The sequence below is a fragment of the Myxococcus eversor genome, assembly GCF_010894455.1.
In the GTDB taxonomy this organism is placed as follows: Bacteria; Myxococcota; Myxococcia; order Myxococcales; family Myxococcaceae; genus Myxococcus; species Myxococcus eversor.
On the sequence record NZ_JAAIXY010000015.1, the window covers coordinates 38544 to 60527 of the forward strand.

At 69.3% G+C, this 21984-nt stretch carries 15 protein-coding genes; 5 read left to right on the forward strand and 10 right to left on the reverse strand.

Annotation, left to right across the window (positions count from 1 at the left end; all coding sequences use genetic code 11):
• Nucleotides 1-13 precede the first annotated feature (13 nt).
• From G4D83_RS27730 to G4D83_RS27740, 3 genes are all read right to left on the reverse strand, one after another.
• On the reverse strand, nt 14-1462 hold the full coding sequence (locus G4D83_RS27730; protein WP_163867864.1) for a type III PLP-dependent enzyme domain-containing protein: 1449 nt from the start codon (nt 1460-1462) through the stop codon (nt 14-16).
• On the reverse strand, nt 1459-2310 hold the full coding sequence (locus G4D83_RS27735) for a glycosyltransferase family 2 protein (protein ID WP_176435685.1): 852 nt from the start codon (nt 2308-2310) through the stop codon (nt 1459-1461). The genes G4D83_RS27730 and G4D83_RS27735 overlap by 4 nt, the downstream gene beginning before the upstream one ends.
• Before the next feature lie 185 nt (nt 2311-2495).
• Nucleotides 2496-2744 (reverse strand): hypothetical protein, encoded by a 249-nt coding sequence (locus G4D83_RS27740; RefSeq protein WP_163867866.1) that lies wholly within the window; start codon nt 2742-2744, stop codon nt 2496-2498.
• Between the two features lie 190 nt (nt 2745-2934).
• On the opposite strand from G4D83_RS27740, the gene G4D83_RS27745 reads away from it, so the two are divergent.
• The gene (locus G4D83_RS27745) at nt 2935-3708 is read left to right on the forward strand and encodes an arginyltransferase (RefSeq protein WP_163867867.1); all 774 of its coding nucleotides are present in this window, start codon (nt 2935-2937) and stop codon (nt 3706-3708) included.
• 10 nt (nt 3709-3718) lie between these two features.
• On the opposite strand, the gene G4D83_RS27750 is transcribed toward G4D83_RS27745, so the two are convergent.
• On the reverse strand, nt 3719-4618 hold the full coding sequence (locus G4D83_RS27750) for an alpha/beta hydrolase (RefSeq protein WP_240356662.1): 900 nt from the start codon (nt 4616-4618) through the stop codon (nt 3719-3721).
• A gap of 97 nt (nt 4619-4715) precedes the next feature.
• On the opposite strand from G4D83_RS27750, the gene G4D83_RS27755 reads away from it, so the two are divergent.
• Nucleotides 4716-5936 (forward strand): glycosyltransferase, encoded by a 1221-nt coding sequence (locus G4D83_RS27755; RefSeq protein ID WP_240356664.1) that lies wholly within the window; start codon nt 4716-4718, stop codon nt 5934-5936.
• Between the two features lie 152 nt (nt 5937-6088).
• Complete coding sequence (locus G4D83_RS27760) at nt 6089-7777, forward strand: glutamine--tRNA ligase/YqeY domain fusion protein (protein WP_163867869.1); 1689 nt, start codon at nt 6089-6091, stop codon at nt 7775-7777.
• Nucleotides 7778-7789: 12 nt separating this feature from the next.
• Here G4D83_RS27760 and G4D83_RS27765 read toward each other — a convergent pair whose 3' ends face one another.
• From G4D83_RS27765 to G4D83_RS27785, 5 genes are all read right to left on the reverse strand, one after another.
• Nucleotides 7790-7942, reverse strand: a complete 153-nt coding sequence (locus tag G4D83_RS27765) for a hypothetical protein (protein WP_163867870.1) — start codon at nt 7940-7942, stop codon at nt 7790-7792.
• Nucleotides 7943-7966: 24 nt separating this feature from the next.
• A complete protein-coding gene (locus tag G4D83_RS27770) occupies nt 7967-8191 on the reverse strand; it encodes a hypothetical protein (RefSeq protein ID WP_163867871.1) in 225 nt (74 codons plus the stop codon).
• Nucleotides 8192-8231: 40 nt separating this feature from the next.
• Nucleotides 8232-14297, reverse strand: coding sequence for an ATP-binding protein (locus G4D83_RS27775; protein ID WP_240356672.1), 6066 nt, complete (start codon nt 14295-14297; stop codon nt 8232-8234).
• A gap of 458 nt (nt 14298-14755) precedes the next feature.
• On the reverse strand, nt 14756-16972 hold the full coding sequence (locus tag G4D83_RS27780) for a M4 family metallopeptidase (protein ID WP_163867872.1): 2217 nt from the start codon (nt 16970-16972) through the stop codon (nt 14756-14758).
• Between the two features lie 299 nt (nt 16973-17271).
• A complete protein-coding gene (locus tag G4D83_RS27785) occupies nt 17272-19422 on the reverse strand; it encodes a M4 family metallopeptidase (RefSeq protein WP_163867873.1) in 2151 nt (716 codons plus the stop codon).
• A 265-nt stretch (nt 19423-19687) separates the two neighbouring features.
• Between G4D83_RS27785 and G4D83_RS27790 the strand changes: the two genes are divergently transcribed.
• Both G4D83_RS27790 and G4D83_RS27795 read left to right on the forward strand, forming a co-directional pair.
• Entirely contained in the window at nt 19688-20278 is a 591-nt protein-coding gene (locus G4D83_RS27790) for a DUF4291 domain-containing protein (RefSeq protein WP_163867874.1), read from the forward strand.
• A 182-nt stretch (nt 20279-20460) separates the two neighbouring features.
• Nucleotides 20461-21204: a class I SAM-dependent methyltransferase gene (locus G4D83_RS27795; protein WP_240356674.1), complete on the forward strand. Its 744-nt coding sequence runs from the start codon at nt 20461-20463 to the stop codon at nt 21202-21204.
• Nucleotides 21205-21357: 153 nt separating this feature from the next.
• Here the strand turns inward: G4D83_RS27795 and G4D83_RS27800 are convergent, their stop codons facing one another.
• Nucleotides 21358-21861 carry a GNAT family N-acetyltransferase gene (locus tag G4D83_RS27800; RefSeq protein WP_163867876.1) on the reverse strand — a complete coding sequence of 168 codons (504 nt, stop codon included), beginning with the start codon at nt 21859-21861 and terminating at the stop codon, nt 21358-21360.
• Nucleotides 21862-21984 lie beyond the last annotated feature (123 nt).

Consider the following 21984-nt stretch of genomic DNA (forward strand, 5'->3'; position numbering starts at 1 on the left):
GAGGGGAGCGGGCTCAGGCGGCTTCGGGCTTGCCCGGAGTCGCCGTCACGGTGTCGAGGGCCAACTGGTCCTCGAACGTCTCCGCCCGGCGCAGGAGCCGCTCCTGCCCGTTGTCCAACGCGATGATGGCGGGCTGGGGATACGAGAAGGACGTGGCGAACGGCACGAAGTAGGCGCCCGCGTCCATGATGGCCAGTGTGTCGCCCGCGGCCAGCTCCGGCAGTCGCTTCGCGTGGTACAGCGTGTCGCCCGGCGTGCAGATGGGCCCCACCACCGTGTACACGCGCGACGCGGGCGCGTCCGGCCGGTCCACGTGGAAGAGCTGGTGGTACTCGTTGCGCACGCACTCGGCATGGTTCACGCCCGCGTCCAGCACCGCCCACGTCCGGTCATCGCCTTCCTTGAGCGTGTGCACGCGGCCCAGCAAAAGCTGCGTGTCGCCCGTCATGGCGCGGCCCGGCTCCAGGAAGATGCGCGGACGCTTGCGGCCCCGGCGCGTGTAGTGCGACTCCACCAGCTCCACCGCGAGCGCCACGTAGCGGGAGATGCCCAGCGCGCTTTCCGGGTCCGGCGCGGGCACGTCGCGGAAGAACGTGAGGTTGAGCCGCCAGTCGCGCTCGGCGATGTGCTCCACCGACGGGGTGCAGAGGCTGCCGCCCAAATCCAGCACCTCCAGGTCCAACCCCAGCTCCTGGTGCAGCGTGTCCGTGAAGGCGAGCACCGCCTCCACGAAGCCGGTGAACTCGCCCTCGGTGCGGATGGTGGCGCCCCGGTGCGCGTGCAGGCCCACCACGTCCAGATGGGACGACGCGCGCGCCTGCGCATACGCCCGCAGCGCCGCGCCCCCGGCGATGGGCGTGCCGAACTGCGCCGCCCAGCCACTGTCCGTCGTCACCCGCACCGCCACACGCGGGCGCTTGCCGACCTCCGCGGCGATGCGCGCGAAGGTGCCCAGCTCCTCCGCGTGATTCGCGGCCAGCAGTTGGATGCCCCGGGAGATGGCCTCGCGCACCGAGGCGTCCGACTTCACCGGGCCGTTGTAGACGATGCGCTCGGGCGCGACGCCCAGCTTCAGCGCGAGCCACAGCTCATAGGCGGAGATGATTTCGGCGCCCACGCCCAGCCCGTGCAGCACCTCCAGCACGCCGGGAATCGGGTTCGTCTTGTACGAGTAGAACACCTCGCAGCCGCCCGCCCGTCCCTGCGGCACGGCCAGGAAGCGCTCCACGTTGCGCCGCAGCGCCGCCAGGTGCACCACATGCAACGGCGAGCCCCATCGCTTCACCAGCTCCTTGAGCGGCACGCCCTCCAGACACAGGCCCTGGCTGGCGCGATGCTCCAGCCCCCAATACGACGCGGGAATCTCCGTGCGCGCGGGCGCCATGGCCCGCTGCAACACCGGCCGCAGCGTCTGCTTCACCTGGCGCTTGGCTGTCCCGACGAGGCGACTCTTCAGGCTCATGAGACCCGGCCCTGCTTCGGCAACCGCAGCGGCAGCCGCTTGGCGACATCAAAGGGCAGCGCCCGCATCAACAGCTGCAGCGCGCGGTACTCCAGCACGCCGTTCGTCTGGCGATACTTGCCGTGAATCATCTCGTTGGACTGCATCACCAGCGTGCCGTCCTTGCCCAGGTTGTGCATCAGCGAGGGCCGGCCGGTGCGGTAGTGCAGGATGGGCCGGTTGACGTAGACGTGGCCGAAGGCGCGGATGCCGCGCAGGTAGAAGTCCACGTCCTCGTAGACGGGAATGGACGCGTCGAAGCCGCCCAGCGCGGCGAAGTGCTCCCGGCGCACCATGCAGGCGGAGTTCACGTACAGCGTGCCGCGGAAGAGGATGTGCGCCACCGTCCACGCGCTGTTGGGCGTGGAGGCGCCCACCTTGGCGGCCCACTCGAAGTACTCGCTCTTGTCCTTGAGCCAGTCCGCGTCGTCGCCGAAGGGCACCACCCAGCCCACCGCCACGCCCGCGTCGGGGCGCGCGTCCAGCGCGCTCACCATGGCGTGCAGCGCGCCGTCCGCCAGCATGTCGTCGTCGTCCAGGAAGTGCAGGTAGCGACCGCGCGCCAGCGTCACGCCGTGGTTGCGCACCACCGCCGGACGGCCCTTGGAGGGCGGGTCGTTCACCACGTAGCGCACGCGCTCATCGCCCAACCCCTCCACCGTCGCCCGAGCCGTGCCCTCCGGCGTGTCATCCAACACGATGACCTCGACGTGGACCCCCTCCTGGCGGAGCACCGAACGGATGGCCTCCACCACTTCCTTCTCTCGTCGGTGGGTGGGCATCACCACCGAGACATCGATTGCGGACATGTCAGACTTATACGCGCTGGCGCCGGGGGCCGGGAAGACGCCTTGGCGTTCCATCCATCGCGCGCGGCTTGCGCGGCCGCCTGCCCGCCGCGCAAGGTGTGCGCGGGGAACGTGTTCTCAAAATGGATGAGGTTGAGAAGCTGTGTCTCCGGATGACGCCGCGTCGTCGGGACCTGACGCGTCCTTCAATAGCTCGCCACACCGGACTCGAAGTCGTCCGGCTCCCACCGGGGGTCCTCGACGACCTGCCAGGAAGGTCGTGAGGGCAGGACACGTCTGTCCGGGTTCGAGCGAAGCGCTTCCAGCATCCGGGCTCCCAGCCGCTGCTCGTCCCACGTCTCTCCCTCGAAGGAGGCGGGGCGCTCGAGTGCCTCGGCCTCCCATCGGGCATGGGCGAGCCGGTCCATCCAGGGATGCAGGCAGTCTCGGGCCATGTGCTTCCGCCTTTTGCGTGGGAGTCGGGGAAAAATGGTTGCAGTCGCCATGCCATGCCCTCGCGTCTGGAGACGCGTCAGGGGCTCGACATGAGACACTGAAGGAGCGTGGCTCCCTGGCCGCGGGGCATGCTGACACCCGCGGCCGACTTGACGCCGGGCGGGCCTCCGGAGAGGAACGTGGACGGACATGGCTCTCCTCCTGGCACATGAAGTCGAAGCCCCTCGCCAGTGCAGCTATCTGCCGGAGCGGCAGGCGTCACTGGAAAACCTGGTGATGCAGGAAGTGTCACCGGAGGAGTACGAACATCTGCTGGTGCGCGGGTGGCGCCGGTTCGGACCGCTGTATTTCCGGCCCGCGTGCGCCTCGTGTGGCGAGTGTGTCTCGCTGCGGCTGCCGGTGGAGTCCTTCCGCCCCAACCGCAGCCAGCGCCGCGCTCGGGCGGCCTGCGCGCACCTGCGCGTGGAGGTGGGCGTGCCCCGCGTGGACGACGAGCGGCTGGCGCTCTACCGGGCGTGGCACGCGGAGCGCGAGTCCTCGCGGGAGTGGGACCCCTCGCCGCTCACCCCGCGCGAGTACTCGCTCCAGTTCTCGTTCCCGCATCCGTCCGCGCGCGAAGTCGCGTACTACGACGACGGCGCGGAGGGGGGCCCCCGGCTGGTGGCGCTGGGCATCTGCGACGAGACGCCGCGAGCGTGGAGCGCGGTGTATTTCTTCTACGACCCGGCCTGTGCGGCCCTGTCCCCGGGCACGGCGAACGTGGTGTTCCAGGTGGAGCTGGCGCGGGCGCGGGGAATCCCCCACGTGTACCTGGGCTACCGCGTCCAGGCCTGCGCGTCGCTGCGCTACAAGGGCGGCTTCCGTCCGCACGAGCTGCTCGTGGGGCGGCCCGCGCTGAACGCGCTGCCCGCGTGGGAGCCTCCGGCGGCGCCCGAGACCGCCGAGCCGTCGGGAACCCCGTAGCTCCCGCGTGTCAGCCCGCGCTCAGGAGTGCCCGGTCGAAGTGCTCGCGCAGCCGGCGCGCGTACTCCTCGGGCGCGACGCGCGCGTACTCGCCATGGCCCGCGCCTTCCACGACCCACAGGGCCTTGGGCTCGCAGGCGGCGCGGAAGAGGCTGGCCTGGAGCTTGGCGGGCGCGTCCGGGTCCACGTCTCCGTTGACGAGCAGCAGGGGCCGGCCCTGGAGCTGGCACATGCCGTCGATGGGGCGCACCGCGTTCACGTCCACGCCCGCGTGCCGCAGCGTCCACAGCACCGGCTCCGCGCTGAGGGCCCCCCACCGGCCGTAGCCCGAGTACACGTCCGCCTCCAGCGCGGGGTACGCGCCCGCCGCGGCCACCGCCTTCACGCGGGCGTCCGTCTCCGCCACCAGCAGCGCGGTGGTGCCGCCCATGGAGAAGCCGAAGAGGCCCAGCCGCGCGGGGTCCACGTCGCGCCGCATGGAGACGAAGTCCAGCGCGGCCGTCACGTCGCGCCGCTCGCTGTCTCCCCACGTCACGCGGTCTCCACCGCTCTCGCCATGCGCGCGCAAATCGAACAGCAACACGCCGAAGCCGGCCCGGGCCAGGGCGCGCGCCTCGAAGAGCAACTGCGCGCGGTTGTCCGCGAAGCCATGCACCAGCACCACGGCCGCCCGGTTGCGCGACGGCACATACCAGCCGCGCAGCGTCAGCCCGTCCGCGCTGGAGAACGTCACGTCCTCCAGGCCCGTGAACTCCAGAGAGGCCTCCGGCCGCTCCACCGGCACATGTGGGGGGTGCAGCAGCCCCAGTCCGATGCGGTGGCCGCGCACCGCCAGCGCGCCGGCGACGGCGACGAGGACGAGCAGGGACAGCGGGAGGAGGACACGGCTCGGGCGGAGTGGGATTTTCACGGGGGGGTAGGAAGGCGTGGGCCGGAGCCAGTCTAGTCGAGCTCCCTGTCGGCCCGCGTCAGGCTGGTGGCTCGGCTCTCTAGAGAACAGGCCCGGCGTGCCTTCTGTTGGCGGGTATGGCTGCTTGGACTACGGTGCACCCGCCTTCTGGGAGTGGGGGCTGATGCTGCAACCGGTGCCACGAGACGCCTCGAAAGACCCCATCCGGAAGCGAGTGCTCTTCACGCTCGTGTTCCTGGGCGGGGGCGGTATCGAGCGCTCCGTGTGCAACATCCTGGAGGGGTTGGACCCGCGCCGCTTCGCCACCCGGCTGTTCTTCCACCACCGGCCCCCACCAGGGCGCGAGGACCGGCTGCCCAAGAACACCGAGGTCGTCTGGGCCACGGACTCCTACGACTACCATCGGCAGAGCCTGCCGGTGTACCTCTGGCACCTGCTGCGCCACGCGCGCGAGGCCGACGTCATCGTCGCGGGGCAGGAGGGCCGCGCCGCGCTGCTGGCCTGCCTGGCGGGCAAGCTGCTCGACAAGCCCGTGGTGGGGATGATCCACTTCGACTGGGGCGCGTTCCACCACGAGCAGCCGCGCCGGCAGCTCTGGGGGCTGCGCCTCTTGTACCCGCGGATGAATCGCATCGTCGCCTGCGGCCATGACACCGCGCGCTCCTTCCGGTCGCTGGTTCCCGTGCCGGAGGACCGGCTCCAGGTCATCCCCAACTTCGTGGACGGCGACACCGTGCGCGCCGCCGCGGAAGGGCCGCTGCCGGACTGGGCTCCGGCCGTCTTCGCGAAGCCCGTGGTCATCGCCGTGGGCCGGCTGGAGCCCCAGAAGGGCTTCGACGTGCTCATCCGGAGCCATGCCCTGGCGCGTCAGCGGGGCGTGGACCAGCACCTGCTCATCCTCGGGGTGGGCTCGCTGGAGGCCGAATTGAAGGCCCTGGCGCGCTCGCTGGGCGTGGAGTCCACCGTCTTCATGCCGGGGTTCGCCTCCAATCCGCACGCGCTGATGAAGCGGGCCACCGTGTTCGCCCTGTCCTCGCGCTTCGAGGGCCTGCCCATGGTGCTCCTGGAGGCGCTCGCCCTGGGGTGCCCGGTGGTCAGCACCGACTGCCCCTCCGGGCCGGGGGAGGTCCTCGAGCATGGCCGCCACGGCGTCCTGGTGCCCGTGGAGGACGCCCAGGCGCTGTCGGAGGCGCTGGAGCGCGTCGTCACCGACGAGGTGCACCGCAAGGATTTGTCCCGCAAGGCGCGGGCCCGGGCCGACGAGCTGTCCGCGTCCAGGGCCCTGGGGGCCTGGGAAGCGCTGCTGGCGTCCCTCTAGAGGGGCCTTCGGAGGCTCCCGGCCGCCCGTTGCTTCGGGGGCGGAAGGAGTCCCACGGCCCGGATGTTCTGGTTCGAGGCCCGCTGGGAACGGCGAGGGTGCAAGGAATCGCTTGCCGGCCCCGGGCGGCTTCACGAGGATTCGCCCCCATCATGACGACGACGAACGAAACGCAGGGCCTGAACTTCCTCCAGGAGATCATCGAGGAAGACCGGCGGGCGGGAAAGCACGCGGGTCGCGTGCACACCCGCTTCCCGCCCGAGCCCAATGGTTACCTCCACATCGGCCACGCCAAGTCCATCTGCCTGAACTTCGGGCTGGCGAAGCAATACGGCGGCGTGTGCAACCTGCGCTTCGACGACACCAACCCCGTCACCGAGGACACCGACTATGTCGAGTCCATCCAGCGTGACGTGAAGTGGCTGGGCTTCGACTGGGACGACCGCAAGTTCTTCGCGTCCGACTACTTCCCGAAGCTCTACGACTTCGCCGTGCAGCTCATCAAACAGGGCAAGGCGTATGTGTGCAGCCTGTCCGCGGACGAGATTCGCGAGTACCGCGGCGACTTCACCACGCCGGGCCGGGACAGCCCGTACCGCACCCGCTCCGTGGAGGAGAACCTGGACCTCTTCGAGCGCATGCGCGGCGGAGAGTTCCCCGACGGCAAGCACACGCTGCGCGCGAAAATCGACATGGCGTCCCCCAACCCCGTGTTGAGAGACCCGCCCATCTACCGCATCCGCCACGCGCACCATCACCGCACCGGCGAGGCGTGGCCCATCTACCCGCTCTACGACTTCGCGCACTGCCTGTCGGATGCGATTGAGGGCATCACCCACTCCGTCTGCACGCTGGAGTTCGAGAACCGCCGCGTGCTGTACGACTGGATTGTCGACAGCCTCATCCAGGGGGACCGGCCGTATCAGTACGAGTTCAACCGGCTGAACCTCAACTACACGGTGATGAGCAAGCGCAAGCTGCTCAAGCTGGTGATGGAGAAGTACGTCTCCGGCTGGGATGACCCCCGGATGATGACCCTCAGCGGCCTGCGCCGCCGGGGCTTCACGCCGGCCTCCATCCGCGACTTCGCCACGCGCGCGGGCATCAGCAAGACGCAGCAGCTCATCGACATGGGCGTGTTGGAGCTGTGCATCCGCGAGGACCTGAACGAGACGGCCCCTCGTGCCATGGCGGTGCTGCGCCCGCTGAAGGTGGTGGTGGAGAACTACCCCGAGGGGCAGGAGGAGCTCCTGGAGGTGCAGAACCACCCGCAGAAGCCGGAGATGGGCACGCGCAAGGTGCCGTTCATGCGCGAGCTGTTCATCGAGGCGGAGGACTTCATGGAGGTCCCCGCGAAGGGCTTCTTCCGACTGGCGCCGGGCAAGGAGGTGCGCCTGCGCTCTGCGTACTTCATCACCTGCAAGGAGGTCATCAAGGACGCGGCCGGCAACATCACGGAGCTGCGCTGTACCTATGACCCGGCCACGCGCGGCGGTGACTCGCCGGATGGCCGCAAGGTGAAGGGCACGCTGCACTGGGTGCCGGGCAACGCGCCCACCGCCGAGGTGCGGCTGTACGACAGGCTCTTCTCCGTGGAGAGCCCGGACTCGGATGACGCGAAGGACTTCACCACCTTCCTCAATCCGGCGAGCCTGGAGGTCCTCAGGAACGCGCGCATCGAGCCAGGGCTGGCCCAGGCGACGCCGGAGTCCCGCTTCCAGTTCGAGCGGCTGGGGTACTTCTTCGCGGACCCCAAGGACTCGCAGCCGGGCAAGCCCGTCTTCAACCGCACCGTCACCCTGAAGGACTCGTGGGTGAAGGAGCAGGGCAAGGGGAAGTAGTCCCCGCGTCGCTCAGGGTGTCGCCTTGCCTTTGGCGGGCGGCACCCTGCACGCGGCATGGCCCAGGATGACGTCTCCGTCGACGGTGCCGGTGGGCGTGGGCGTCCAGCCCGCGGCGAGCCGGGTGTCGAGCAGGTCATCAGCACTGGGGCGACGGTCCCACACGGAGACCGCGTTGACTCCGCCGAGTCAGGTGGTGTCGAAGACGAGGTAGCCGCCGTCCTTCCAGGGCAGCACCACGTCGTGGGTGAACTCGTCCTGCACCACCACCTCCGTCACGTCGCGCGGAGGCGTGCTGGCGAAGCCCCAGCGCACCACGTCCTGGAGCATCGTGAGGGGCGCGAGCTCCCGCTCCAGCGCCTCTCGCTGCTCGGGAGGCAGGGCGGCTCGGGTTCGGTCGGTCAACGGCACCATGCCCGGCAGTCTAGCAGGGTGTGTGCCTCACGGACGACCGTCAGCCCTCCGGCGCTGTCAGCGGCAACTCGGCGGTGAAGGTGGCGCCGCCGCCCTCCGTGGGCGTCAGGTGGATGCCTCCCTCGTGGCCCTCGGCGATGTGGAGCGCCATCCACAGGCCCAGTCCGAAGCCTCCGTGATTGCGCGTGGAGACGGCGCGCTCGAAGCGGCCGAAGATTCGCTCGCCGTCTTCGGAGGCGACGCCGGGGCCATGGTCCACCACGGCGATGCGGACGCTGTCCCCGGAGGCGGCCACGCTGACCTCGATGGGCCTGCCCGCGCCGAACTTGATGGCGTTGTCGACCAGGCTCTCCACGAGCTGACGAAGCCGCTCCGGGTCGAACCGGCCCACCACGGCGGGTGGGGTGGTCCACGTGAGGGAGGACTCCGCGCGCGCGGCCTTCTCCCGTGCCCCTTCGATGACGTCCTTCACGACGGCCGTCACATCCACGTCCTGGCGCACCAGCGCCAGGCGGCCGGTGACGAACTCGGACACGTCCAGCAGGTGCTCCACCAGCCGCGTCAGTCGCTGGAGCTGCTTCTGCGTCGTCTGCGCCCGGCTCCGCACCAGCTCCTCTGGAGAGAGCCGGGTGTCCTCGCGGTCCAGGTTGCGCAACAGGTTCTGGATGTTGAGCGTCAGCACGCTCACCGGGGTGCGCAGCTCGTGGCTGACCAGGCTGAGGAACTCGTCACGCAGGTGCACGGAGTCCAGCAGCGCCTCCTTCTCCAGCTCCTTGCGCGTCACCGCCCGCCGCACGCTGACCATCTCCAGCTGCGTGCGCACCCGGGCCATCAGCTCCCGCGCGGAGAAGGGCTTGACCAGGTAGTCGTCGGCTCCGCTCGACAGGCCCTCCACCGTGGACTCGTCGCCCGCGCGCGCGGAGAGCAGGATGATGGGGATGGCCCGCGTGCGCGGGTCCGCGCGCAGCTCGCGCACGAGGCCGAAGCCGTCCAGCACCGGCATCATCACGTCGGAGAGGATGAGGTCGGGCGGCTGGCGGCGCGCCCGCTCCAGGGCCTCACGGCCGTTCATCGCCGTCTCGACGTGGGTGAAGCGGCGGCCCAGCAACCCCGAGACGTAGCTGCGCAGGTCGGCGTTGTCGTCGACGAGGAGGATGCGCGAGGACGTCAGCGACTCGGGAATGTCCAACTGCGCGTCGTCCGCGCGCTCCACCGCCACGGGCTGGAGCAGGGGCGCGTCCGAAGCCGACCACCGCTGCGCCTCCTGGACGAAGGGCGCGGCCCAGGCCGCCGACGAGCGCGAGCGGGGCTTGTGGTCGATTCGCTCCTCGGGCAGGTGGGCCGAGCCGCCCGGCAACCGCACCGTGAAGGTGGTGCCCTCGCCCAGCCGGCTCGTCACGGAGACGGTGCCCCCGTGCAGCTTGACGAGCTCCTCCACCATGGCGAGGCCAATGCCCGTCCCTTCGTGACTCCGGCCCTGGGTGGCGCGCACGCGGTAGAACCGCTCGAAGACGCGCGGGAGGTCCTCCTCGGGAATCCCCACGCCGGTGTCCCGCACCGTGAGGACCGCGCCCCCGTCCCTCCAGTGCTGGCCCACATGAATCTCGCCCTGGTAGGTGTACTTCACCGCGTTGGAGAGCAGGTTGAGGACAACCTTCTCCCACATCTCCGGGTCCACGTAGACGGCCTCGGGTAGCGGGGGGCAGTCCACCCGCAGCCGCAGCCCGGCGCTGCCCACCGCGGACTCGAAGGTGCTCGCCAGGTTGCGCGTGAAGGTCGCCAGGTCCGTGGGGACGTAGGTGGCCTGCGTCCGTCCGGCCTCCATGCGCGAGAAGTCGAGCAGCGTGTTGACCATCTTGTAGAGCCGCTGCGCGCTGCGGCGCACCAGGTCCAACTGCTCTCCCTCCAGGACCCTGGGCTCCCGGTTCATGGCGTCTTCGATGGGCCCGAGAATCAGCGTGAGCGGCGTGCGGAACTCGTGGCTCACGTTGCTGAAGAAGGCCGTCTTGGCCTGGTCGAGCTGGGCGAGCTGCTCGGCGCGCTGCCGCTCCTGCTCGTAGGCGCGGGCGCTGGCGAAGCTGGCGGCGAGCTGCCGCGCGAGCAACTGCAGGAAGCTCCGGTACTCGTCATCCAGCGCGCGCAGCGGACTGATGCCGGCGACGAACACGCCCATCAGCTCCGCGTCCGCGCCCATGGGCACCGGAAGCAGCAGCGCGCGAGTCGTGGGCTCGGGCCAGGGGCCACCGGGGAGGGGACCGAACCTCGTCGCGAGGTCGTCGACCAGCACCTCCTGTCCCTCGTGGACGACGCTGGCGAGCGGCCACGCGCTCGTCTCATCCAGGTGCAGCTCGGTGGGCGCCGAGGCCGAGCCTCGGGGCAGGTTGGCGCAGGTGACGAGTTGCGCCTGTTCGCCCCGGACGACGTAGAGCAGGCCGAAGGGCAAATCGTGTCCGGCGGGTGTGAGGACCTCTTCCAATGCGACGAAGAGCGCCTCGACCTTGGCGCTGAGCGCCGCCCGGATGGACAGCTCCCGGAGGATGGCCAGGCGCCTGTCTCCGACGACCTGCCGCGTCGTCTCGCTCGCGATGGCGAAGAGGCCGGCGATCTCCCCCGACTCGCCAATGGTGGGGTTGTAGGACCAGGTGAAGTAGGCCTCTTCCCGAAGGCCCCCGGGCCGCCGCGCGAAGTTGACGTTGCCGTTCTCGATGAAGAGCGGCTCTCCCGTCGCGTGCACGCGCTGCATCAAGGGGCCCAGCAGCTTCCACTCCTCCGCCAGCGCCTCGGAGCCGCGCGCGCCCAGCGTCAGCGGATGCTTGGTCCCGAGGATGGGCCGGAAGGGGTCGTTGTAGAGCATGTTCAGCTCCGGACCCCAGAACAGGATGATGGGGTACGGAGAGCGCAGCATCGTGCTGACCGAGGTCCGTAGCGATTGGGGCCAGCGCTCCATCGGCCCCAGCGCAGTGGTCCGCCAGTCGAAGGCGCGCATCAGGGCGCCCATCTCGCCACCGCTCTGGATGAAGTGCTCTTGTGAGGCGTCGCGCGCGAGCACCGGGCGCGGAACCACCGAGCGCTCTCCGGAGGGAGGCTCGGTGGGGAGCCAGAAGGAGAACGTGCTGCCGGTGTCGGAGGTGGCCTCCAGGAGGAGCTGCCCGCCGTGGCTCTCCACGATGCCCTTGGTGATGGAGAGCCCCAGTCCATGGCTGTCGCGCCGCTTCTGGGCCGCGTGCCAGTGGCGGTCGAAGAGGTGCCGCTGCGCCTCGGGCGAAAGGCCCGGGCCGCTGTCTGTCACGCTGAAGCGGATGCCAGGCGTCCCAGGCGTGTGTCCGGCCCTCAGGTGGATGCGGCCTCCCGGCCCGGGCGGAGTGAACTTGATGGCATTGGAGACGAGGTTGCCGAACGCCTGGAGGAAGCGCTCCCTGTCACATCGCAGGACGAGCCCGGGCGTCACGTCGCTGTCGAGCGTCAGGCCCTTCTCCGCCGCCTGGGGCTCGAACTGCTCCTGGGCCTCGCGCACCAGGTCTTCCACGCGTTGCGGCCGCGCGTCGACGGAGAGCGTCCCGGTGTCGATGCTCGCCAGGTCGAGCAGGTCGTCGATGAGCCGGTTCATCCGGGTGGCGGCGCGGTGAATCGACTCCGCCTGCTTGTGCACGCGCGTGCCCGTGTCGCCCTCCCGGGGGAGTCGCTGCAGCAGCTCGGCGGCGGTGCGGATGGTGGTGAGGGGCGAGCGCAAGTCATGGCTGACCACCGCGAGCGTCTCTTCTCGCGAGCGGGTGGCGCGCTGGGCCTCCTCGAGCAGGCGTCGGGCCTCCTCCGCGTGGATGCGCTCGGCGAGGAGCGCCTCCTGCCGGAGCTGGGACACGGTGAGCAGGGCGTTGACGCGGGCCCGGAGCTCGTTGGCGGAGAAGGGCTTGACCAGGTACTCGTCCGCGCCGCTGCGCAGCCCCTCGATGGTGGCCTCTTCTCCGGCCCGCGCGGACAGCAGCAGGATGGGGATGAAGCGGGTGCGCTCGTCGGCGCGCAGGGCCCGCACCAGCTCCAGGCCGCCCACGCCCGGCATCATCACGTCGGAGAGGATGAGGTCGGGAGGGTTCTCCCGCGCGGAGGCGAGCGCCTGGGCGCCATGGCTCGCCATCTCCACGCGCCAGTGGGGTGACAGCAGGCGCAGCAGGTAGCCGCGCATGTCGACGTTGTCGTCCGCCACGAGGATGCGCGCCTCGGAGTGGGAGAGGGGAGGACCCGCGCTGGGGAGCCCCGGCTCGTTCCACTGGGAGACCTCGGCGAGGAACTCGCGGGCGCCAATCCCGGTGGAGGCCAGCGTCCGGGCCGCTCCGACCTTCTCCGGGTCCAGGTGCGCGAAGCCCGTGGGGAGGCGCACCGTGAAGGTGGTGCCCCGCTGGACGGCGCTCGTCACCGTCACGGTGCCACCGTGCAGTTTGACGAGCTCCCGCACCAGCGACAGCCCGATGCCCGTGCCTTCGTGGCTGCGCCCCCGCGCGCCTTCGACGCGGTGGAAGCGGTCGAAGATGCGCGGCAGCTCCTCCTCCGGCATGCCGATGCCCGTGTCCTTCACCGTCAGCTCCACGCTGTCGTCCAGCCATGTCAGCGCGATGTGGACATGGCCCTCGAAGGTGAACTTCAGGGCGTTGGAGAGCAGGTTGAGGACAACCTTCTCCCACATCTCCGGGTCCACATAGACGGAGTCGGGCAGCGGCGGGCAGGCGACGACCAGCTCCAGCCCCGCGGTGGTCATCGCCGAATCGAAGCTGCTGACCAGATCTCGAGTGAGGGCGGAGAGGTCCGTGGGGATGAACGAAGCCTGGACACGGCCCGCCTCCAGCCGGGCGAAGTCGAGCAGGGTGTTGACCAGCTTCTGCAGCCGCAACCCGTTGCGGCGCACCATCTCCTGGCGCTCCCGTTGCGGCGGAGGGAGGGGATGCTCGACATCCGTCAGGGAGTCCTCGACGGGGCCGAGCATCAAGGTGAGGGGCGTGCGGAACTCGTGGCTGACGTTGCTGAAGAAGGCGGTCTTCGAGCGGTCGAGCTCCGCGAGGGCCTCCGCCCGCCGCTTCTCCTCTTCGTAGGCGCGAGCGCTGCTGACGGCCGTGGCGAGGTGGTCCGCCACCAGCGCCAGGAACCCCCGGTAGTCCTCATCCAGGGCGCGCCGCGCGCTCACTCCCGCGACGAGGAAGCCATGAGGGCGCCTGGCCCCAGGGCGGGTGATGGGCAGCACCAGGACGGAGTGGGGAGAATCGGGCCAGGGGCCGCCCGGGAGCTCGCCGAAGCGGGTGTGCGCGTCGGAGATGAGGTGTCCTCCCCGGGCCTCCCACGCTTCGGAGAAGGACCAGGTGGCGCTGGCGGGAAGGTCGCCGAACCGCGAGGCGGCCTGGGCCTTTGTCTCCCAGCCCGTCGCCTCCATCAGGTCGGAGGACAGCTCGCCGCTGGGACCCAGGCGATGGAGCAGGGCGAAGGGAAGGTCGTAGGCATTGCCCGCCAGGGCTCGCGCGGCCTCACGCCAGGCGTCCTCCTCTCGCTTGACGGTCCCCGCGCGCGCCGCGAGGTCCCGGAGGGTTCGCAGCCGTCGTTCGCCGAGCACCCGGCCCGTGGTCTCCGTCAGGGTGACGAGGATTCCTCCGACGCCCCCGCTCTCGTCCCGGATGGGGCTGTAGGAGTACGTGAAGTAGCACTCCTCGAGGTAGCCGTTCCGGTCCAGCGGCAGCATCCAATCCACCGAGCCGACCGCCGCGCCCCGCCACACCCCGTCGAACAGCGGGCCGATGATGTGCCAGCTCTCGGCGAACGTCGTCTGGGCGCTGGTGCCCATGGCCGAGGGGTGCTTCGTGGAGCCGAGCACGGGCCTGTATCCGTCATTGTAGAACTGGACGAGCTGTCGTCCCCACGCGATGTACATGGGGAAGTGGGATTCGAGCACGATGCTGACCGCCGTGCGCAGCGACTGCGGCCAGGTCTCCGGCGGGCCCACGGGCGTCTTCGACCAGTCGGTGGCGCGCATGAGCGCGCCCATCTCGCCGCCGCCGGCGAGCACCGCCGCGGCCACGGGATGAAGGTCGGAACGAGATGTCCCAGGACGTTGGGTCGAGTGGCTCATCGAATTCGGTCATCGCCCCACACTTCGTTGCTTGCAGGACGTAGCAGGGAGGATGGGTGAGGCCTCAACGCCCAGGATGAAGGCCTGTATCGGCGACAATATTCTGGCGCAACCTTGGAAATGCACGGGGTTGGAGTGCAGCCGCGACACATCGAGACAGGAGACATGTGTCGCCTGCGGCACGGTGTGCACGCTCGCCCGGGTAGGCAAGAGGCGCTGCCTGGAAGGCTGGGAGGCGGGCTCGGGAACGAGCAACGGAGGACGCGTCCACCAGGGGCGACAGGGTCCACTCGTGCGAGGTGGCGGCGAGGGGCTGTTCCCGGGGCCCACGCTCCGCGCGCCCACCCGAGTGGAAGGGGGGCGCACGTGCGGCCTCACGGGGGCAGCGGGGACTGCGACGGCCCACCCGTCGAGGCGTCATGCCTCGGGTCGGGTGGGCCGCCTCACATCTTCACAGGTCAGCGATAGGTGACGACGAGCGACGCGTTCTGATAGCCGCCCTTCGCGCCGTAGAGCCACACGTAGTACTTGCCGCCCTCGACGTACTTGAGGTCGCAGCGCTCCACGTTGGTCTCCTTCATGCCGCGGCAGTCGTAGTCGCTGTGGGTGGGGAAGGCGCCGCGACGGACGTAGAGGTCCGCGTTGCCCGTTCCACCCTCGACCTTCACGGTGACGTTGCGGTAGCCGCCCTCCGGGGCCTCCGGAATCTGGACGAAGAAGCCGCTGGTGCCGTTCGTGGCGCCGGACAGGCCCCCCACCGGCACGTTGGGCTCGAGCGGGAAGAAGCCGCCCTGGAACGTAATCACCAGCGAAGCGTTGGCGTAGTCGGTGAAGCCATTGAGCATCACCCACCAGGTGCCGGGCGTGGGAGTGGCGAAGGCGCACGCCTCGTTGTTGCCGGAGGTGTAGGGGCGGCAGTCATAGAGGGAGGTCGTGGGGGGGGTGCCGAAGCGGACATACAGGTCCGCGTCGCCCGTTCCACCCGACAGGGCGAAGCGCAGGTTCGTCGCGCCCTCGGGCACCTCACCGCGGAAATACTTCTTCGCGCCACGGGTGCCGGAGGTGACCACGGGGGCGTTGCGCTCCAGGGGGGGGGCGTCCGGGGGAAGGATGACGACACCCACCTGTACGGCCTTCCAAGCGGCGGTGACGGAGGCGACGGTCGCCGCGTCATAGCCGAGCTGGATGGCGGCCTGCTCCGTGGCGACCTTCGCCGCCTCGAAGCTGGAGGAAGCAGTCAGGAGGTCCGCGTTCGCCTTGTAGACGATACGGGCGGCCTTCTCGATGCCGATGCCCGTCACCGCGGGACGCGTTGGGAAGCGTGGATGCGTTCCGCCCTGCGAGAGCAGATAGAAGGCGAGGTTGGCGATGCCCGAGCTGTAGTGGACGTCGACGCCCGAGCTGTAGTCGGCGTAGTCATCCAGCGAGCTGCCATCCAGTCGGGGGTTGTACAGGTAGCGAAGCGCGTCCCCGGGGATGTGTGGCGTCCAGACGTCCTCGCCCATCATGAACGTCCCCTCGTTGATGACCTTGCCCTCCGAGTGCCACTCGCACACGGCGCCGAAGATGTCGGAGATGGCTTCGTTCAGGCCGCCGGACTCACCGGAGTAGATGAGGTTCGACTCGTACTCCGTCACCGCGTGCGTCAGCTCGTGGGCCGTGATGTCGATGGCGTAGGGCAGGATGGAGGCGGTGGTTCCATCGCCGTCGCCGAACACCATCTGCGTGCCATCCCAGAACGCATTCACGTAGTTCACCCGGTGGTGAACGGTGGTGATGAGCGCGGCGCCCGCGTTGTCGTAGGAGTCGCGGTTGAACAGCTCCTTGTAGCAACGCCAGACGGCCCCCGTGTTGTCATAGGCCGCGTTGACGACGGGGTCGAGGACCGGAGGGTCTCCCTCCATGCGACTCATGGTGCCCGGAAGGCCAGGGCCCTGGTTGCCATCGTAGACCCGGCGGTTCAGCGCGTTGTGGATATGGGTGAAGCGCTCGAAGACGTCACCCGAGCGCGCGTTGACGAGCACGGTGTCGTCCACGGGCTCGCCCTTCTGGGACTCGCCCTTCATGCGGAGGCTGTAGGCGAGCAGGAGCTGTCCACCGTCGCGCCAGTAGACGAGCTCCGGCTTGCCCACGAGGGTGGCGTCGGCCGGCGAGGCCTTGTCCTTCAGGGCCTGCTCCACCGCGAGTTCCGAGGAGACGGTGGTGCCCTCGAGCGCGGGCAGGTCACCGCGCGCATCGCCGTTGGCCGCGAAGACCTGGCCATCACGCGCATGCAGCCGCAGCTCCGCGCCCATGACCTCCACGCCGTTGATTCGCACGCCGTAGCGGAAGTGCGCATCCCCGTCGAAGCCGACGTAGGCCTTCTTCAGGAAGAGCTGCTCGGGCTTCACCTTGAACAGCGGGGCCACCCGCGCCAGGACGGGTGCCAGCGTCGCCGGCTGGAGCCCTCGGAGGGCGGCCTCGGTGGTCGGCGCGGCGCCGAAGGGCCCGTTGACGAAGGTGGGCACGGAGTCCTTGTCGGCCGCGAGGACCTGGTGCGCACCCGTGAGTGCCTCCGAGGTCTTCGCGTTCACCGCTTCCTTGCTGTCTTTCGGAGGGCTCGCCTCGGTGCAGGCCCCCATGGTCAGGCATAGCAGCGTGGCACCGACGACTCCGCGTCCTCGTTTCAAGAGCATGCACTTCCCCCGGATGAATGATGAGGTCGCCATGGTGGAGCCAAACGCAGTTCAATGACAAGTCACCAGCCACGACTTCATTGCGTTTCATTCATCGGACAGGTCTGGAATCACCCGTGGGAAGTTCCCGGTGTTGTAAGTCTTTCGTTCTCGAGGGGCGGCGGCGCGGTGCGTGAGACATTCCAGGTCACGCAATGTCAGGAGTTGAGACAGGCGGCCAGGCCTCGCCGGAAATGCGACGGCCCACCCGCCGAGGCGTCATGCCTCGGGTCGGGTGGGCCGCTTCACATCTTCACAGGTCAGCGATAGGTGACGACGAGCGACGCGTTCTGGTAGCCGCCCTTCGCGCCGTAGAGCCACACGTAGTACTTGCCGCCCTCGACGTACTTGAGGTCGCAGCGCTCCGCGTTGGTCTCCTTCATGCCGCGGCAGTCGTAATCACTGTGGGTGGGGATGGCGCCGCGACGGACGTAGAGGTCCGCGTTGCCCGTTCCGCCTTCCACCTTCACGGTGACGTTGCGGTAGCCGCCCTCCGGGGCCTCCGGAATCTGGACGAAGAAGCCGCTCGAGTCGTTCGTGGCGCCAGACAGGCCCCCCACCGGCACGTTGGGCTCGAGCGGGAAGAAGCCGCCCTGGTACGTCATCACCAGCGACGCATTGGCGTAGTCGGTGAAGCCATTGACCATGAAGTACCACTTGCCGGGCGCCGGAGTGGCGAAGGTGCACGTCTCGTTGTTGCTGGAGGTGTAGGGGCGGCAGTCGTAGGAGGCGGTCGTCGGGTAGTTGCCGAAGCGGACATGCAGGTCCGCGTCGCCCGTTCCGCCCGACTGGGTGAAGCGCAGGTTCGTCGCGCCTTCGGGCACCTCACCGAAGCCATACTCCTTGGAGGCCCGGGCGCCGGAGAGGACGATGGGGACGTTGCGCTGCAGGGTGTGCGGGTTCGGGGGCTCGAAGACGACGCCCACCTGGACGGCCTTCCATGCGGCGGTGACGGAGGCGACGGTCGCCGCGTTGTAGCCCAACTGCACGGCGGCCTGCTCCGTCAGGGCCTTGGCCGCGTCGAAGCTGGTGCCGGGGAGGAAGTAGTCCCGGTTCGCCTTGTAGAAGATGCGGCCGGCCGTCTCGATGCCGATGCCCGTCACCGCGGGGCGCGCGGGGAACCGCGGATGCGCGCCACCCTGCGCGAGCAGATAGAAGGCGAGGTTGGCGATGCCCGAGCTGTAGTGGACGTCGACGCCCGAGGTGTAGTCGCCGTAGTCGTCCAGCGAGTCCCCATCCTGCGTGGGGTTGGGCATGTAGCGGAGGGCATCTCCCTCGATGCCAGGCGTCCAGATGTCCTCGCCCACCAGGTACGTCCCGGCGTTGAGGGTCTTGTTCTCCGCGTGCCATTCACACACGGCGCCGAAGATGTCGGACAGCGCCTCGTTCAGGCCGCCCGACTCGCCGGAGTAGATGAGGCCCGAGTCGATCTCCGTCACGGCGTGCGTCAGCTCGTGCGCCGTCACGTCCAGGCCGAGGGCCAGGTTGATGGAATTGACGCCGTCGCCGTCGCCGAACACCATCTGCTCGCCGTCCCAAAACGCGTTCACATAGTTCACCCGGTGGTGAACGGTGGCGATGAGCGGGGCGCCCGCGCCGTCGATGGAGTCGCGGCCGAAGAGCTCGTTGTAGCAATTGTAGACGGAGCCCAGGTTGTCATAGGAGGCGTTGACGATGGGGTCCGCGACGGGCGCGTCGCCTTCCTGGCGGCGCAGGGGGCCCGGCAGGGTGGTGCCGTTCAGTCCGTCATGGACCCGGCGGACCAGCGCCGAGTGGATGTTGGTGTAGCGCTCGAACAAATCTCCGTTGCGCGCGTTGACGAGCACGGTGTCGTCCACCGCGGTGCCGTCCGCCTGCACACCCGTCACCCGCATCCGGTAGGCCAGCAGGTACTGGTCGCTGTCGCGCCAGTAGACCAGCTCCGGCTTGCCGGCGATGACGGACTTGGGCGGGGTGGCGCGGTCCTTGTGGACAGACTCCATCGCCAGCTCGGCGGAGACGGCGGCGCCCACCGGCGCGGGCAGGTCGGTGCGTGCCATGGCGTTGGCGAGGCGGACCTGGCCATCGCGGCCGTGCAGCCGCAGCTCCGCGCCCATGACTTCCACGCCGTTGAGGCGCACGCCGTAGCGGAAGTGGGCCTCCCCGTCGGAGCTGACGTAGGCCTTCTTCAGGAAGAGCTGCTCGGGCTTCACCTTGAACAGCGGGGCCACTCGCTCGATGACGGGCGCCAGCGTCGCCGGCTGGAGCCCTCGGAGGGCGGCGGCGCTGGTGGGCGCGGCGCCAAACTGCCCGCTGACGAAGAGGGGAACCGAATCCTTGCCGTCCTTGGGTGTACTTGCCTCGGCGCTGGCCCCCAATGTCAGGCATAGCACCGTGGCGCCTACGACTCCGCGACCTCGCTTCAAGAGCATGCGCTTCCCCCAGACCAATGATGAGGTCGCCATGGTGAAGTCAAACGCAGCTCAGGAACAAGTCGACAGGAGCAACTTCATTGCATTTCCCGCAATGCGTGAGGGGTGTGACATTTTCTGTCACAGTGTTCCAGGTGGTGAGAGTTTCTTGGGTGTGGTCATCCTGGGACTACCCAGGGGCGCGGGGCGATGAAGACCCCTGTGTTAATGTGCGAGACATGACGACGGGTGGCAACAGGCTTCTTGCCCCGGCGAGCACCTGGCGGTGAGTTCCGCTCGGGAGATTCGCGCCGACTTCGACCGGGCGTCCCTGGTGGTGTACCAGGCCTACCCGGACGCCATCGCGGACGTGGCGGTGAGGCAGCAGAAGTTCGGTCCGCCGTTCTCCGTGGGGCGGATGACGTGGATCAAACCCAGCTTCCTGTGGCTCATGCATCGCTCCAACTGGGGCCGCAAGAGCGGGCAGGAGCGGACGCTGGCGGTGTGCATCCGGCGCAGCGGCTGGGAGGCGGCGCTCGGCGAGGCGGTGCTCACGGGCTACGAGCCCAGGGCCCACGGCTCCCCAGAGGTCTGGCGGCAGGCCTTCGAGCACGCATCCGTCCATGTCCAGTGGGACCCGGAGCGCACGGTGCGGGGTGCGGGCCTGCCCCATGACAGCATCCAGGTGGGCCTGGGACGAGGCATCATCCAGCGCTTCGTGGACGACTGGGTGGTCTCCATCACCGACCTGACGCCCCTGGTGCGGAAGCTGCGCAAGCACCTGGACGACGGTCGCGCGGACCAGGCCACGCGCCTGCTGCCCACGGAGGCTGTCTATCCGGTGCCGGCGGAGCTGGTGCGCCGGCTGGGCATGTGACGAAAGGGGCACGCCGCCGGAATCACTGGCGGCCCGCCCTCTTCGTCTCGATGGCCGCTCAAGCTCCCCCGCACCCAGACCGGTGCTCCGCGCCCGAAGCGGCGATACGCTGGTTCCCATCCCAGCGCGGGGCACTGGGACTGGCATCTCAACAGAAGCAGGGGGCTGATATGGGAATCACGATGTCGCCGCAGGAATACGCCACGGCTTTTCGTCTGCTGGCCGCCACCGCGCGCCACCCCGAGAACATCGCGCGCGTCGTCGAGGAGCGGATGCTCCCAGGGCTTCCGCTCCAGCGCGCGCTGCTGGACGTGGGCGCCGGGTCCGGCAAGGTGGCCGAGCGACTCGCGCGGCACTTCGGCTCACTCACGTTGCTCGAACCCAACCGTGAACAGATTTCAGGACTCAAGCTCGACAATGCCAAGGTCCTCGTCGAGCCCCTGGAGCGCTTCGACTCCGCCGAGCAGTACGAGCTCGTCCTGTGCTCACACGTCCTGTACCACGTGCCCCTCGCCGACTGGGGCGCCTTCATGGACAGACTGCTCTCGTTCGTCCGTCCCGGAGGCTACTGTCTGCTCATCATGGCCGCCGCGCGAGGGCCCACCTACGAGCTGTGCCGTGACTTCGCGGAGACGCTGAACTTCGGCGAACTCATGCTGGACACCGTGCGCGGCAAACATCTGCCGCACGAGGTGCTCCCGACGATGAGCGGCTTCGTCGCGCAGACCTTCGAGGAGATGTACACGCTCTGCCGCTTCTTCGTGCTCGAGGGCTGCTTCACCGCGGAGCAGCTCGCGGCCATGAGCCCTGAGCAGGCCCGCGAACTCGACCGGAAGCTGCGCCTTCATACCGAGCGCTGCCGGGGCGTGGATGGGGTGTATCGCCTGGAGCAGGACGAGGACGTGGTCCTCATCCCCAAGCTCTGACGCCCACCGCGGCGCGGGCGCACCCCACCAGCGGCAGCAGGCGTGGAGACCGCGAAGAACGTACCGACGAAGCTCTCGATGAAGGGCCGCACGCACGGGGCGAGGGTGGGCGTGTGGCGGGGCATCTTCATCTTCGACATCTGAGCGGAGGCGTCAGGGTTTCTTGGGGGCGTCGGGCGTGGAGGTCGCCTCGCGCGTCATCTCCACCATGGTGGGGCGCCACCCGAGGCGCGCGAACATCCGCTGGGCGGGCTCGTTCTTGGCGGCGGTGTGGAGGACGACGCGCGGCACGCCCAGGGCCGTCAGCCGGCGCATCAGCTCCTCTGCGAGCAGGGGGCCCACGCCCGCGCGGCGCGCCTTCGCGTCCACCCAGAGGTCGTGGAAGCCTCCGGAGCGGTCCAGCAGGGCGTTCCAGTCCACGTCCTCCACGCGGCCGTAGGCATAGCCGACGACTTCACCGTCCAACTCGGCGACGAGGACGACGGCGTCGGCCTTGCGGGCCTCGCGTCCCAGCCACCAGCGGTAGCCGGACTCCACGTCGTCCGGGAGCATGAATCGCTGAGGGTCGAACTCGTGGTGGAGCCGGGCGAGCGCCGCGCCCATGCGGCCCAGGGCGGGCTCGTCCGAGGGCTGGGCGGGGCGGAGGGTGACGGACATTCGGGGTCTCCTTCGAGAGGCAAGGAGCCTCACACAGGGGACTCGAGGCCGCACGGTGTTCCGCTCCGAGGTATGTGGAGTGCAGGACGTGGGTGGGCGGCGTCCAGGGTCGTCTCCCGTTCT